Raw genomic sequence first — 15069 nt, 5'->3', positions numbered from 1 at the left:
CGCCTGCACCGAGCGTTACCAAATGTGAGTCCCTATCATTTGCGCCTACTTTGCAAATGAGAGACCGCACCCATGTTGGCACCCAAGCGCCTCCTGACTGCCCTGGCACTCACCCTGATCGGCAGCACCACCGTGCAGGCCGCCGACGAGGTGGTGGTCTACTCCTCGCGTATCGACGAACTGATCAAACCGGTGTTCGACGCCTACACCCAAAAGACCGGTGTGCAGGTAAAATTCATCACCGACAAGGAAGCCCCGCTGATGCAGCGCATCAAGGCCGAGGGCGAAAACGCCACCGCCGACCTGCTGCTCACCGTGGATGCCGGCAACCTCTGGCAGGCCGAGCAAATGGGCATTCTGCAACCGTTCACCTCCCCCGTGATCGACAAGAACATTCCCCTGCAATACCGCTCTTCGGCCCACGCCTGGACCGGTTTGAGCCTGCGCGCGCGGACCATCGCCTATTCCACCGACCGGGTTAAACCAGGTGACCTGACCACCTACGAAGCCCTGGCCGACAAACAGTGGGAAGGCCGCCTGTGCCTGCGCACGGCGAAAAAGGTCTACAACCAATCGCTGACCGCCACCCTGATCGAAACCCACGGCGCGGCCAAGACCGAAGAAATCGTCAAGGGTTGGGTGAATAACCTGTCCACCGACGTGTTCTCGGACGACATTGCCGTGCTGGAGGCCATCAACGCCGGGCAGTGCGATGTGGGTATCGTCAATACTTACTACTACGGCCGCTTGCACAAGCAAAAGCCGGACCTGGCGGTGAAGCTGTTCTGGCCGAACCAGGGCGACCGTGGCGTGCACGTGAACCTGTCGGGCATCGGCTTGACCAAGCACGCGCCACACCCGGAAGCCGCCAAGGCGCTGGTGGAGTGGATGACCACGCCTGAGGCGCAGAAGATCTTTGCCGATGTGAACCAGGAATTCCCGGCCAACCCGGCGGTACCTCCGTCCGCTGAAGTAGCGACCTGGGGCAAGTTCGTGGCTGACACATTGCCGGTGGAAGTGGCGGGCAAGCGCCAGGCTGAAGCCATTCGCCTGATGGATCGCGCTGGCTGGAACTGAATTTGTAAAGCTCCGCAGATCAACATGTGGGAGGGGGCTTGCCCCCGATGGCGGTAGATCAGTCACTGATGAATAGACTGAGACTCCGCCATCGGGGGCAAGCCCCCTCCCACATTGGAGTGTGGTGGTTTCAAGCTATTCATCAAACGAGAGCTAACCTTTGGCCTACCCCGCCCAACGCCGCTGGTACCTGCCGGTCTTCAGCGTCGCCGCCCTGGTGCTGCTGCCGCTGAGCGTGCTGTTGCTGTCCTGGCAAAGCATCGACGCGCAAATCTGGTCCCATCTCTGGGAAACCCAGATGCCGCGCCTGCTGGGTAACACCCTGACCCTGGTGCTGGGTGTCGGCGTTGGGGTCACCCTGTTGGGCGTAAGCCTGGCCTGGCTCACCAGCCTCTGCGAATTCCCTGGACGGCGCTGGCTCGACTGGGCACTGATGCTGCCCTTTGCTATTCCCGCCTATGTGCTGGCCTTCGTGTTTGTCGGCCTGCTGGATTTCTCAGGCCCCGTGCAGACCCTGCTGCGCGAAGGGTTCGGTAGCGGCTTGCGCCTGCCACGGGTGCGCTCCACCAGCGGCGTGATCATCGTGCTGGTGCTGGTGTTCTATCCCTATGTGTACCTGCTGGCGCGCAGCGCATTCCTCGCCCAGGGCAAAGGCTTGATGGAAGCCGCGCGGGTGTTGGGACAATCGCCCTGGCAAGCATTCTGGCGCGTGGCGCTGCCCATGGCGCGACCGGCGATCGGTGCGGGCGTGGCCCTGGCGTTGATGGAGACCCTGGCGGACTTCGGTGCGGTCTCGGTGTTCAACTTCGATACCTTCACCACCGCCATCTACAAGACTTGGTACGGTTTTTTCAGCCTGTCCAGCGCGGCCCAACTGGCCAGCCTCTTGCTGCTGGTGGTAATGCTGGTGCTGTACGGTGAGCGTCGTGCCCGGGGTGCCAGTCGGTCCAGCAACGAGCGCCCCCGGGGTAAGGCGCTGTACCACTTGACGGGGGTCAAAGCGGCCTTGGCCAGTGGGTGGTGTGGCCTGGTGTTCGCCTGCGCTTTTGTCATCCCGGTGCTGCAACTGGTGGTCTGGTTCTGGCAGCGTGGACGGTTCGATCTGGATGAGCGCTATTCGGGCCTGATCGTCCACACCCTTTACCTGGGCAGCATTGCGGCGCTGATCACGGTCAGCGTGGCGCTGGTACTGGCCTTCGCCAACCGTCTGGCGCCGACCCGGGCGATCCGCTCCGGTATCAGCCTGGCCAATGTCGGCTATGCCTTGCCGGGCTCGGTGCTGGCGGTGTCGATCATGCTGGCGTTCAGTTACCTGGACCGTGAACTGGTGGTGCCGTTGTCCGGCTGGCTCGGAGGGACGGGCAAGCCGTTGTTGCTGGGCAGCCTGTCGGCGCTGGTGCTGGCGTATCTGGTGCGCTTTCTGGCGGTGGCCTACGGGCCGCTGGAAAACAGCCTGGCGCGCATCCGGCCTTCGTTGCCGGAAGCTGCGCGTAGTTTGGGCGTGAGTGGACCGCGACTGTTTTGCAAAGTGTATCTGCCGCTGTTGCTGCCCGGCACCCTGAGTGCAGCACTGCTGGTGTTCGTGGATGTGCTCAAGGAAATGCCCGCGACCCTGCTGATGCGCCCATTCGGCTGGGACACCCTGGCGGTGCGGATTTTTGAAATGACCAGCGAAGGCGAGTGGGCGCGGGCCTCTCTGCCAGCGTTGACACTGGTGCTGGTGGGTCTGCTGCCGGTCATCGGGCTGATCCGACGCTCCGCCCGACCAATCGGTTAGGTGCCAGTCCTACGGCTTGCGGCTACAATGCGCGGCATTCGGTGCGGTCCGTCCTTCGGATCGAGTCGCTGTACGTCGCTGCCGGCCTTGTAATTCAAGGCGTCCAGCACGAGCAACGACGCTGCGCACCTTCGCCAAGCCCGGAAGGAGAAACCCATGGGACAGCGCACGCCTCTGTATGACCTGCATCTCGCCCTCGGCGCGAAAATGGTCGATTTTGGCGGTTGGGATATGCCTTTGCATTACGGCTCGCAAGTTGAGGAGCACCATCAGGTGCGGCGCGACTGCGGGGTGTTCGATGTATCTCATATGACCGTGATCGATATCACCGGCCCCCAGGCCAAGGAATGGCTCCAGCGCCTGCTGGCCAATGATGTCGAGCGTTTGCACGGCTGTGGCCGTGCGTTGTACAGCGCCATGCTCAACGAGCGGGGTGGCGTGGTGGACGACATGATCGTCTACCGCACCGAGGCCGGGTACCGGCTGGTGGTCAACGCCGCCACCCGAGACCAGGACATGGCCTGGATCCAGGCGCAACTTGGCAGCTATCAAGTGCAACTGCATGAGCGGCCCGAGTTGGCCATGCTCGCCATTCAAGGTCCCCATGCCCGGCAGAAGATTGCCGAGCTGGTCACCCAGTCTCGCGGCACCCTGATCCACCAGCTCAAGCCCTTTGAAGGGCATGCCGACGGCGATTGGTTTATCGCGCGCACGGGCTACACCGGCGAGGACGGCCTGGAAATTGTCCTGCCTGCCGATCAGGCCCCAGGGTTTTTCAACGATCTGGTAGGCGCGGGGATTTCACCCATAGGCCTCGGCGCGCGGGATACCTTGCGGCTGGAAGCTGGGATGAACCTGTACGGCCAGGATATTCACCAGGACGTTTCGCCCCTGGCGGCCAACATGGCCTGGAGCATCGCGTGGGAACCTGCTGGGCGCAATTTCATCGGGCGTGCGGCGCTGGAAGCAGAGCTGGCCGCCGGTGTGCAGTTCAAACTGGTCGGGCTGGTTCTGGAAGAACGTGGGGTTTTACGCGCTCACCAGGTGGTTCGTATCGCCAATGTTGGCGAAGGGGAGATCACCAGTGGTAGTTTCTCTCCTACGCTGAGCAAATCCATTGCCCTGGCGCGTGTACCGACGGCGACGGCCGATCGGGCCGAAGTGGAAATCCGCGGCAAGTGGTACCCGGTTCGAGTGGTCAAACCGACCTTCGTGCGTCATGGCAAAACCTTGATCTAACTATTTCCGGCAGGCCAATGGCCGCTGACACTACTTCTTGAGGACACAGACTATGAGCAATATCCCTGCCGACCTGCGTTTTGCCGAAAGTCACGAATGGGCCCGTCTGGAAGCTGACGGTACTGTGACTGTCGGCATCTCCGACCATGCTCAGGAAGCTCTGGGTGATGTGGTGTTTGTTGAGTTGGCCGAAGTCGGCGCTACGTTTAAAGCCGAAGGCCAGGCGGGTGTGGTTGAGTCGGTGAAGGCAGCCTCGGATATCTACGCTCCGGTTGCCGGCGAAGTGATTGCCGTCAACGAAGAACTGAGCGGTAGTCCTGAGCTGCTGAACTCCGATCCTTACGGCGCGTGGATCTTCAAGCTCAAGCCAAGCAACCCGGCTGATCTGGAAAAACTGCTGGATGCTGCTGGCTACAAAGCCGCCATCGGCGAGTAACCGCAAGACCAATGTGGGAGGGGGCTTGCCCCCGATGGTGGAGTGTCAGCCTGCTTATTAATGGCTGACCCACCGCAATCGAGAGCACGCCCCCTTCCACATTTAATTGCATCAGTCGTAAGTGATCAGCCTGCTTTCAATACCGCTTTAACCGCCGCCACCGCCCGCTCCACATCCGCCTCTGTCATCGCCGTAAACATCGGCAACGACACGATCAAACGCCCAACCTTTTCCGCTACCGGGAACATACCTTCCTTGAACCCCTGTGCCCGATAAAGGCTCAGCAGATGAATCGGCGGGTAGTGATAGCCAATGCCAACACCTTGTGCCTGCATTTTTTCCATGAAGGTCGCGCGGGCCGGCAGGCCGTCCTGGCGCTCCGGCAGTACCAACTGGAACAGGTGCCAGTTGCTGTTTTCGAAATCGGCCGGCGGCAGTTGCGCACCGTACTTTTCCTCGAAATCACTGCCGAAGCATTTGAAGTAGTGCTGTGCCAGGTGCTGGCGATGGGCGGTGATCTTCTCGATGTGGGCAAACTGCCCCAGGCCGATGGCTGCAGCGATGTCGGTCATGTTGAACTTGCCGCCCAGCACATCCACGTCGAGGCCGTCGAAGCCGGTACGGGTAACGCCCTGGAGGCGATATTTTTCTGCCAGGCGGGCTTCTTCGGCATTGTTCAACACCAGGCAACCGCCCTCGGAAGAGGTGATGTTCTTGTTGGCCTGGAAGCTGAACGATACAAAGTCCCCGGTGGAGCCGATGCGTTCACCATCCCAGCTGGAGCCCAGCGCCTGGGCGGCGTCTTCGACGATGCGCAGGTTGTACTTGTTGGCCAGTGCGTACAGCATCGGCATGTCCAGGGGCAGGCCGGCCAGGTACACCGGGATGATCGCCTTGGTGCGCGGGGTGATTGCGGCTTCCACCTGGGCCAGGTCGATGTTGCGGGTGACCGGGTCGATGTCGGCGAATACCGGCGTGGCACCTACTTCCAGGATCACGTTGGCTGTTGCGACCCAGGAGATCGGTGTGGTGATGACTTCATCGCCAGGCCCGATACCGGCGATGCGCAGGGCGATCTCCATGGTGCAGGTGCCGGAGTTGAAGGTGCGTACCGGCCGGCCGCCAAAGTATTCCGACAGCTGTGCTTCGAACGCCTGCACTTTTGGTCCGCTGGTGATCCAGCCCGAGCGCAGTACATCGCCGACCGCCGAGATGGTGGCTTCATCGATGGTGGGTTTGGAAAACGGCAGAAAAGGCTGTTGGCTCATGGCGACGAAGGCATCCGTTTCAGATTGGCGATGAATGAGAGGCTTATCAGTGCCGGCATAGTTGCACGGCACGACTGAATATAGCCTGTCGCCTGTGAATGAATCGTCACATTGCGGGCAAAAAAATGCCGCTTCAAAAGCGGCATTCTTCAGAGTGAGGGAATCACTCGGTAACAGCGTTCTTCGCAAGGATGGCGTTGGCCAGCTCCATATCCGTGGCCTGCAGGCCAGGGTTATCGGCGCGGACTTTCTGCATGGCGGCTTCCAGGTACGGGCCGCGGATGCCGCCGTCGCTGGCAACAAAGCTGCCTGCGTCGTCTTGTGCGGCAACCACCAGCTTGTGGTCCTTGAAGGTCAGGTACGTCGAGCCGGTAGTGGCGCCCGACGAGATGACATTGCGCCAGAAACTGTCGGCCATGGCTGAACCGACTGGAAGGGAAAGCACAGCGAGGGTTGCGACAGCATATTTAAGACGCATGATGGGTGACTCCGGGTGAGTGATCTGTACGGTTTGATTGTAGTTAGCCCAACCGAGTTCCATCACTGACTAAACAGTTTCAACCTTTAAAATGACGCCATCCAGGCCAACCACACGCACTTGAGTGCCTACAGGGCTGTCAGGACCGGTCACCATCCATACGCCATCACCGACTTTTACCTTGCCCCGACCATCCACAATCGCCTGATGTACCAGGAAGACGCGACCGACCAGCTCCGAGCCTCGCTCATTGAGCCCCGGTTGGTCACTGGCTTTGGCGCTGCTGCGCTGGCGTTTCCACCAGTACACCGCCGTCAAGATCGACAATACAGCGAACAGCAACAGTTGCCACTCCAACCCGAGCGGCGGCAGCAGAAACTTGATCACGCCCACGGCTGCCGCAGCTATACCCATCCACAGCAGGTAACCACCGGCACCGAATACCTCAAGAATCAATAGCACCGTACCCAGCGCGAGCCAGTCCCAGAACGAAAGATGCTGCAGGAAATCCCACATGTCGATCGCCTCAGGCTTTCTTGTTGTCGAAGGTTGCCTTGACGATTTCGCCAATACCGCCGACAGCGCCGATCACCTGGCTGGCTTCCAGCGGCATCAGGATCACTTTGCTGTTATTGGCCGACGCCAGCTTGCCAAGGGCATCGATGTATTTCTGCGCGACGAAGTAGTTGATGGCCTGCACGTTACCGGTGGCGATCGCTTCGGAAACGACCTGGGTCGCACGGGCTTCTGCCTCTGCCTGGCGTTCACGGGCTTCAGACTCCAGGAACGCGGCCTGGCGTCCACCTTCGGCTTCAAGAATCTGTGCCTGCTTCTTGCCTTCGGCAGTCAGGATCGCCGACGCCCGCAGGCCTTCGGCTTCCAGGATCTGTGCACGCTTGATCCGCTCGGCTTTCATCTGGCCGGACATGGCGGCCATCAGGTCGGCGGGCGGGCTGATGTCCTTGATTTCGATCCGGGTGATCTTGATGCCCCACGGCGCTGTGGCTTCATCGACGGTGCGCAGCAGTTTTTCGTTGATACCGTCGCGCTGGCTGAGCATGGCATCCAGCTCCATGGAGCCGAGCACGGTACGGATATTGGTTTGCAGCAGGTTGCGGATAGCGTGTTCGAGGTTGTTGACCTCGTAGGCGGCCTGGGCGGTATTGACCACCTGGAAGAAGCACACGGCGTCGATCTGCACGGTGGCGTTGTCGGCGGTGATGACTTCCTGGGGCGGAATATCCAGCACGCTTTCCATCACGTTGATCTTGCGGCCGATGCGGTCCATGACCGGAATGATGATGTTGAGACCCGGCTTGAGGGTGTTGGTGTAACGGCCGAAGCGCTCGACGGTCCACTGATAGCCCTGGGGGACCACCTTGAAGCCCATGAACAGGATGGCGATGGCCAAGCCCACGAAAAGAAGCAGTACGGTTCCGATCTGCATAGCGATTCCCTATCTGATGGTGTCAGTTAAACGACGTTCGGCCGATTGTAACGGTCTTGTCACCGATAAGAACGGTTTCAGTACGCGGTAATCAAAGCATTTGTTACCGAATCCCCAGGCGTCACTCGCAACACCTCTGCCATCGTGGTCAGCCCCGCCTTTACTTTTCCCACGCCGGCCATGCGCAGGCTGCACATGCCTTGCGCAACCGCCTCCCTGCGCAGGGACTGCGCGTCGGCGCCTGGAGTGATCAGCGCCTTGAGGGCGTCATTCAGCACCATGATCTCGTAAACCCCGGCGCGCCCCTGAAACCCGCTGTTTCGACATTCCGCACACCCAACCGCTTCGTGGATATCGCCCGCCGCCCGCTTGCAATGAGGACACAGAAGGCGCACCAGGCGCTGCGCCATCACCCCTAATAGCGTGGCCTTGATCAAATAATGAGCAATGCCCAGTTCCTGCAAGCGGCTGATGGCGCTGGGCGCATCGTTGGTGTGCAGCGTCGATAGCACCAGGTGCCCGGTCAGTGCGGCCTGGATCGCCATTTCGGCGGTTTCCTGGTCGCGGATCTCGCCGATCATGATGATGTCCGGGTCCTGGCGTAGCAGGGCTCGGATGCCGCTGGCGAAGGTCAGGTCGATGTTGTGCTGTACCTGCATCTGGTTGAATGCCGGCTCAACCATCTCGATTGGGTCTTCTACCGTGCAGAGGTTGACCTCGCGGGTCGCCAGTTGCTTAAGCGTGGTGTAGAGGGTGCTGGTCTTGCCTGAGCCGGTAGGACCGGTGACCAGGAGGATGCCGTTGGTCTGGCGGGTCATGGTGTGCCATCGCTGCTGGTCCTCACTGGACAAACCCAATTGGTCAAAGTCCTTGAGCAGCACCTGCGGATCGAAAATCCGCATCACCAGTTTTTCGCCAAAGACGGTGGGCAAGGTCGATAGACGCAACTCAACTTCTGCGCCGGCGGGGCTTTTGGTCTTGACCCGACCGTCCTGGGGTTTGCGTTTTTCCGCCACGTTCATCCGCCCGAGGCTTTTCAGGCGGCTGACCACTGCCATCGTCACCTGGGGTGGAAATTGATAGACATCGTGCAACAGCCCATCAATGCGAAAGCGCACGCGGCCTTGTTCACGGCACGGCTCGATATGAATATCACTGGTGCGCTGGGCGAAAGCGTACTGCAACAGCCAGTCGACGATATTGACGATATGCGCGTCGTTGGCGTCCGGCTGCTGGTCGCCGGCGCCGAGGTTGAGCAGCTCGAAGTTGCCAGGCACCGCCACCTTTTGATCCGCACCGCTGACGGACTTCGCCAACCGGTAAAACTCGCTGATACAACGCTGAATGTCCTGGGGGTTGGCAACCACGCGCTTGATCGAACGCTGGAGCACTTGTGCCAGTCCTGATTCCCAACTGGTGACGTGGGGCTGGGCGCTGGCAACTGTGACGGTCTGTGCGTCCACGGCCACTGCAAGGATGGTGTGGCGTTGGGCAAATGCGTGGGACATCAGCGGCACCACCGTTGCGACATCGATCTTCAGCGGGTCGATACGCAAATACGGTTGCCCGACATGTTGCGCAAGCCACTGGGTCAGGGTTTCCAGGCAAGGCCCATGGGCGGCGATGCATTCCAGTGGGTGCTGGCTGCTGCCGGCGGGCAGCGCCGATAAGCGCTGCGCGATGTCGGGAGTGATCAAACCTCCCTCGACCAAGGCCGGGAGCAACTGATGCAGTTCCAATCGGTGATCAGCAGACATGAAGGTTTTCCTGGGTAGCCTCGGACGAAATTTCAGGCTAGCCAGCCTCTGAATATCTTCCTCCCAGCGTATGTTGCAGGCCTTTACTGAGCTGTCGCCACCCGTGCCGCAGGCCCCACGGAATCGGCGGTCCACACCTGCAGCGTGCACACGCTGATCAGGTTTCGAATCTTTTCAGCGATCACTTGGGCGCGGTGCCAGCTCAGGCCATCCATCACGATGTCGATGTTCAGCAGGTCTTCTTGCCGGCTCACGGTGACCTGGCTCGGCGTTAAGAACTGCAACGCAAAATAGTTGAGTACCCGACACAGCACATCGGGCTCCGCCTCGGCGACGATCTGGTAGTGCGCCTGGCAATGGGCGCTGCTGACAGACCACGCATCGACGCGGGTCAGGGGGTGGGTGGTTTCGACGGCATGCATGCTGACTCTCCAGATTCGACTGGAGAAATTTTTACATTCGCTTCGGGAGATTTCTTATCTAAGATGGGCCTTATTTGCGATTAAACGAATTAATCAATTCATAATAATCAGAATTAAAGGCATTTATATGCACAGCGAGTTGGACGTCTACGACCGTCGCATCCTGGCCCTGCTGCAAGAGGACGCCTCGCTGTCGAGCGCGCAGATCGCCGAACAGGTCGGCCTGTCCCAGTCGCCGTGCTGGCGGCGCATCCAGCGGCTCAAGGAAGAAGGGGTGATTCGCGGCCAGGTCACCCTGCTGGATCGCAAGAAGATCGGCCTCAATACGCAGATCTTCGCCGAGGTCAAACTCAACGCCCACGGCCGATCCAACTTCACCGAGTTCACCGAAGCGATTCGCGGGTTTCCGGAAGTCTTGGAGTGTTATGTGCTGATGGGGGCGGTGGATTTTCTGCTGCGCATCGTGACCTCGGACATTGAGGCGTACGAGCGGTTTTTCTTCGAGAAGCTGTCGATGGTGCCCGGGATTCAGGAGGTCAACTCGATTGTGGCGCTGTCTGAAATCAAGTCGACGACCAGCCTGCCAGTATTGCGCTGACCGGCCTCATCGGGAGCAAGTCGAATCGTCGTACCGCGACGATTCGACTTGCTCCCGATGGCGATATTACAGGCGCAGCAGGGTCTTCCAGGCACGGTTCTGATACACCGCAATCGCCTGATGCATACGCGCATCCAGCGACTCGTCGGTGATCGGCTGGTTGGCCAGTTGCGCCAGCTTGTTCAGCTCGCCGTACAAACGGTCCAGTTCCGGAATGTCCACCACGTTACGCGCATGGTGCAGCCAGGCCTGGATGCGCTCGATGCGCGGCAGTTGCTCTGCCAGGTCTTCCGGTTGCTGCTGGTAGCGCGGCAGTTGCAGGGCGACGGCATCGTCGGCCAGCAGGCGCGGCAGCCAGTTGGTGATTTGTGCGGCGCCCTGGCGGTTACCGCGCACGTTGCGGTCGGCGGTCCAGGTGCGAGCCAGCAACCAGCGGGATGTGTTCAGCGAGAACAAGCCCCAGCGTACGTCGTCCAACTCTTCGGCGAACTGCTCGGGTGCAGCTTTGCGAATATCTTCGTCGTCGCCGCCGGCCTGGACCAGTGGGCGCCAGTCTTCCAGCAATGCATCGAGTGCGCTGCGCAGTTCGCTGGTGGATTGACGCGGCGCGGCCTGGCCGAGGCTGCCGATCAGGGCGCGCAGTTCGCCGAGGTTGTCGACCCAGTCTTGCAGCAGACGCCAGTGGCCATTGAAGCGGTATTGCTCGGCCAGGCGCTGGCTGCTGCCGAGCAGGTGCCACATGATTGCGGCGAAGGCGTCGTCCAGCGGCATTTCGGCATGGATCTGCGGCGCTGGCAGGCTCAAGGAGTAGCTGCTGGCGTCGTACAGGCGGTAGCCGCGCTCGGCCTTGCTGATGTCACACGGCATCAGTGCGAGGGTGGCGGCCAGTTCGGCGGCCAACTCCAGCAGGGCAGCCGGTTCGCCTTCGCGCAGTTCCAGTTCCAGCTCGCAGATTTCTTCTTTCTGCTTGCCGACCACTACATGGCCCAGGTCCAGGGCGGCTTCGATCACCACCTTGGCCTTGCCACGGCCCCAAGCGATTTCGGCGCGTTCGCGCACGAAGTCGGTGGTGAAGATCGGCTTGAGGGTCTTTTTGTCCAACTCGGCCAACTGCTCGGGCCAGCACTCGCCATCGAGTTTCTTCACGTCGAGCTTGGCTTTGGGCAGGTCCCAGTTGTACTCGTTGCGTTCCGACAAACCGGCGACGCTTTGGCCACGGGTCTTGAGGGTCTGGATAATGTCGTCACCGTCCTTGCGCAGGCGCAGGGCGACTTTGGCCTGGGCCAGGTCGCGCTCGGGGGTGTCGAAGTACTGGTTCATCAACTCACGGCGTTCCCAGCCACTTTTGTTGCGTTTTTTCAGTAACGGGTGCTCACGCAGCGCGGCGAGTGTTTCGCGGCTGACGCGGAGCTTGATTTCGGTTTCTTTCTGCATGGCCGGAAAATCCAGGATCGGGAGCGCAGCCGGGAAAAAGAGTGGCTGCCAAGGTCGTGCAGTGTACAGGACTGAGCCCGGCAACGCGCCGCAACGGTTTATTGTGTCGTGCAGATGCCTCTATAGTGGGGCTCGTCCGGGAAGTAGGGAGACCGCGCATGCCGTTACCGTCCATGAAAGAGCAGTTCGCCGCGCTGATTGCAGCGCCTTCGGTGAGTTGCACCCAAGCGTCTCTCGACCAGACCAACCGCCCCGTGATCGATTTGCTCGCCAGTTGGTTGGGCGACCTGGGTTTTTCCATCGACATCCAGCCCGTCAGCCCCGGCAAATTCAACCTGCTGGCCAGTTTCGGTACTGGCCCCGGCGGTCTGGTGTTGGCCGGCCATAGCGATACCGTTCCTTATGACGCTGCGCTGTGGAAGACCGATCCGCTCAAGCTGACGGAAGTCGACGGCCGCTGGGTAGGATTGGGCAGTTGCGACATGAAGGGCTTTTTCGCGCTGGCGATTGAAGCGGTGTTGCCGCTGCTGGATCAGCCGTTCAAGCAGCCGTTGCTGATCCTTGCCACCTGCGATGAGGAAAGCTCCATGTCCGGTGCCCGGGCATTGGCCGAAGCGGGTCGCCCATTGGGCCGCGCGGCAGTAATCGGCGAACCAACCGGGCTCAAGCCAATCCGCCTGCACAAAGGCGTGATGATGGAGCGCATCGACATTCTCGGCCAAAGCGGCCATTCGTCGGATCCAAGCCTGGGCCACAGCGCCCTCGAAGCCATGCACGACGCCATCGGCGAACTGCGCGGCCTACGCCTGGCCTGGCAGCGCGAGTACCGCAATACACAATTCAGCGTGCCGCAACCGACCATGAACTTCGGCTGTATCCATGGCGGCGACAACCCCAACCGTATCTGCGGCCAGTGCTCCCTGGAATTCGACCTACGGCCCTTGCCGGGCATGGATCCCGAAGTGCTGCGTGCGGCGATCCGGCAAAAGCTCGAACCGCTGGCCGAGCGCCATAAAGTCAAGATCGACTACGCGCCGTTATTCCCCGCAGTGCCGCCGTTCGAACAGGCCGAAGACGCCGAGCTGGTGCGGGTCGCGGAACGATTGACCGGTCATCGTGCCGAAGCAGTAGCGTTCGGCACCGAAGCGCCTTATCTTCAGCGCCTTGGTTGTGAAACCCTGGTGCTGGGCCCTGGCGACATCGCCTGTGCCCATCAACCGGGCGAGTACCTCGAAATGTCACGCTTGACGCCTACAGTGCGTCTATTGCGGGAACTGATCGAACATTACTGCCTGAAACCTGCGTAAATTAACCCCTGTCCATTCGTACATAAGGAGAGCGAGCGTGTCGCCAAGCCTGTTCCGACGATAACCATCAGCCCGCTGTGCGTTTTCACGACTCATCCTTTTTTGGCTGCTTTTTATTACAGGCCCAGGTTCCATGCCCGACTACGTTAATTGGCTTCGTCACGCTTCGCCCTACATCAACGCCCACCGCGACTGCACCTTTGTGGTCATGTTGCCCGGCGACGGTGTGGATCATCCGAACTTCGGCAATATCGTCCACGACCTGGTGCTGCTCCACAGCCTGGGCGTGCGCCTGGTGCTGGTGCACGGTTCGCGCCCACAGATCGAAGCGCGCCTTGAAGCACGCGGCTTGATCCCGACTTACCACGAAGGCATGCGCATCACCGATGCCGCGACGCTGGAGTGTGTGATCGACGCGGTCGGCCACCTGCGTATCGCCATCGAAGCGCGCTTGTCGATGGACATGGCTTCGTCGCCGATGCAGGGCTCGCGCCTGCGGGTGGCCAGCGGCAACCTGGTGACCGCGCGTCCTATCGGCGTGCTCGAAGGCGTGGACTATCACCACACCGGCGAAGTGCGTCGGGTCGATCGCAAGGGCATCAATCGTCTGCTGGATGAGCGCTCCATCGTGCTGCTGTCGCCCCTGGGCTATTCGCCTACGGGTGAAATCTTCAACCTGGCCTGCGAAGACGTCGCCACCCGCGCCGCCATCGACCTGGGGGCCGACAAGCTGCTGCTGTTCGGCGCCGATCTCGGCCTGATCGATGAAAACGGCCGTCTGGTGCGCGAACTGCGCCCGCAACAAGTGCCGGCACACCTGCAACGCCTGGGCAGCAGCAACTACCAGTCCGAATTGCTCGATGCGGCCGCCCAGGCCTGCCGGGGTGGGGTAGGGCGCAGCCATATCGTCAGCTACGCCGAAGATGGCGCCTTGCTCACTGAACTATTCACCCGCGATGGCGGCGGCACGCTGGTGGCCCAGGAGCAATTCGAACTGGTCCGCGAGGCGGCGATTGAAGACGTCGGCGGTTTGCTCGACCTGATCAGCCCGCTGGAAGAGCAAGGCATCCTGGTACGCCGTTCACGGGAAGTGCTCGAGCGTGAGATCGAGCAGTTCAGTGTGGTGGAGCGCGAAGGCATGATCATCGCGTGTGCAGCGTTGTATCAGATCGCCGATTCGGACGCGGGTGAACTGGCGTGCCTGGCGGTGAACCCCGAGTACCGCCACGGCGGGCGCGGTGATGAGCTGTTGGAGCGAATTGAAACCCGTGCCCGGGCGCAGGGGTTGAAAACCTTGTTCGTGCTTACCACGCGCACTGCCCACTGGTTCCGTGAGCGCGGCTTTGTGCCGAGCAGCGTTGATCGCCTGCCCTCGGCGCGGGCCTCGCTGTACAACTACCAGCGTAACTCGAAGATTTTCGAGAAGGCCTTGTAAAGCCCTATCCCCAAGTCACTGGGCAGGCTCGCGTAAGAGCCTGCCTGCGTCGCAGGCCAATCTGGCGTGCCGTCACGCACGACTAAAGTTTAAGCATTCTTGATCTGACGCCGATAACAGGATGGCGGCTATGGATAGATTGTGGGCGTACCACAACCACCTGAATCGTCGAATGGGCGGCTTTGACAACAAAAGAAACTATTAGTGACACAAAAACTGTAACAAATTGACGGGAGGATGTGCCTTTGGCCATGATGGCGTCGCCTTTTTGATCGTGGGTGACGTATGCGGCGGAACGGCCACACTAATCGATCTAAAAAAGCGCTAATAAATACCCTTTAGGAATTAGCTTATTGAGCGGATGGTCTATGCTGGCCTGTCCGCATCACGGAAA

Annotated in this window: 14 protein-coding genes; 7 read left to right on the top strand and 7 right to left on the bottom strand. The window is 60.6% G+C overall.

Going from position 1 to position 15069, the window contains the following annotated elements; all coding sequences use genetic code 11:
• Positions 1-72: 72 nt before the first annotated feature.
• The 4 genes from FIV39_RS26280 (at position 73) to gcvH (ending at position 4529) form a co-directional block, all read left to right on the top strand.
• Positions 73-1077: an extracellular solute-binding protein gene (locus FIV39_RS26280; RefSeq protein WP_053127831.1), complete on the top strand. Its 1005-nt coding sequence runs from the start codon at positions 73-75 to the stop codon at positions 1075-1077.
• A gap of 160 nt (positions 1078-1237) precedes the next feature.
• A complete protein-coding gene (locus FIV39_RS26275) occupies positions 1238-2854 on the top strand; it encodes an ABC transporter permease (RefSeq protein ID WP_090401569.1) in 1617 nt (538 codons plus the stop codon).
• 156 nt (positions 2855-3010) lie between these two features.
• The gene (gene gcvT, locus FIV39_RS26270) at positions 3011-4093 is read left to right on the top strand and encodes a glycine cleavage system aminomethyltransferase GcvT (protein ID WP_090401570.1); all 1083 of its coding nucleotides are present in this window, start codon (positions 3011-3013) and stop codon (positions 4091-4093) included.
• Positions 4094-4145: 52 nt separating this feature from the next.
• Positions 4146-4529, top strand: a complete 384-nt coding sequence (gcvH, locus tag FIV39_RS26265) for a glycine cleavage system protein GcvH (RefSeq protein ID WP_090401571.1) — start codon at positions 4146-4148, stop codon at positions 4527-4529.
• A 125-nt stretch (positions 4530-4654) separates the two neighbouring features.
• Here gcvH and FIV39_RS26260 read toward each other — a convergent pair whose 3' ends face one another.
• From FIV39_RS26260 to FIV39_RS26235, 6 genes are all read right to left on the bottom strand, one after another.
• The gene (locus FIV39_RS26260; protein WP_090401572.1) at positions 4655-5797 is read right to left on the bottom strand and encodes a DegT/DnrJ/EryC1/StrS family aminotransferase; all 1143 of its coding nucleotides are present in this window, start codon (positions 5795-5797) and stop codon (positions 4655-4657) included.
• Positions 5798-5960: 163 nt separating this feature from the next.
• On the bottom strand, positions 5961-6275 hold the full coding sequence (locus FIV39_RS26255) for a DUF2388 domain-containing protein (RefSeq protein WP_003176799.1): 315 nt from the start codon (positions 6273-6275) through the stop codon (positions 5961-5963).
• Between the two features lie 69 nt (positions 6276-6344).
• The gene (locus FIV39_RS26250; protein ID WP_090401573.1) at positions 6345-6791 is read right to left on the bottom strand and encodes an NfeD family protein; all 447 of its coding nucleotides are present in this window, start codon (positions 6789-6791) and stop codon (positions 6345-6347) included.
• A 10-nt stretch (positions 6792-6801) separates the two neighbouring features.
• On the bottom strand, positions 6802-7722 hold the full coding sequence (locus FIV39_RS26245) for an SPFH domain-containing protein (protein ID WP_027608388.1): 921 nt from the start codon (positions 7720-7722) through the stop codon (positions 6802-6804).
• A 77-nt stretch (positions 7723-7799) separates the two neighbouring features.
• Entirely contained in the window at positions 7800-9479 is a 1680-nt protein-coding gene (locus tag FIV39_RS26240) for a GspE/PulE family protein (protein ID WP_090401574.1), read from the bottom strand.
• 83 nt (positions 9480-9562) lie between these two features.
• The gene (locus FIV39_RS26235) at positions 9563-9901 is read right to left on the bottom strand and encodes a hypothetical protein (RefSeq protein WP_090401575.1); all 339 of its coding nucleotides are present in this window, start codon (positions 9899-9901) and stop codon (positions 9563-9565) included.
• Between the two features lie 127 nt (positions 9902-10028).
• Between FIV39_RS26235 and FIV39_RS26230 the strand changes: the two genes are divergently transcribed.
• Entirely contained in the window at positions 10029-10499 is a 471-nt protein-coding gene (locus FIV39_RS26230) for an Lrp/AsnC family transcriptional regulator (RefSeq protein WP_010167872.1), read from the top strand.
• Positions 10500-10565: 66 nt separating this feature from the next.
• On the opposite strand, the gene FIV39_RS26225 is transcribed toward FIV39_RS26230, so the two are convergent.
• Entirely contained in the window at positions 10566-11933 is a 1368-nt protein-coding gene (locus FIV39_RS26225) for a CYTH domain-containing protein (protein WP_090401576.1), read from the bottom strand.
• Between the two features lie 158 nt (positions 11934-12091).
• On the opposite strand from FIV39_RS26225, the gene argE reads away from it, so the two are divergent.
• Entirely contained in the window at positions 12092-13240 is a 1149-nt protein-coding gene (argE, locus tag FIV39_RS26220) for an acetylornithine deacetylase (RefSeq protein WP_090401577.1), read from the top strand.
• A 133-nt stretch (positions 13241-13373) separates the two neighbouring features.
• Positions 13374-14675 (top strand): amino-acid N-acetyltransferase, encoded by a 1302-nt coding sequence (gene argA, locus FIV39_RS26215; RefSeq protein ID WP_090401578.1) that lies wholly within the window; start codon positions 13374-13376, stop codon positions 14673-14675.
• Positions 14676-15069: the final 394 nt, after the last annotated feature.

It is taken from the genome of Pseudomonas grimontii (assembly GCF_007858185.1).
Classification (GTDB): domain Bacteria; phylum Pseudomonadota; class Gammaproteobacteria; order Pseudomonadales; family Pseudomonadaceae; genus Aquipseudomonas; species Aquipseudomonas grimontii.
Note: the sequence above shows the minus strand (reverse complement) of the source record. Positions and strands in the feature narration are given on the sequence as shown.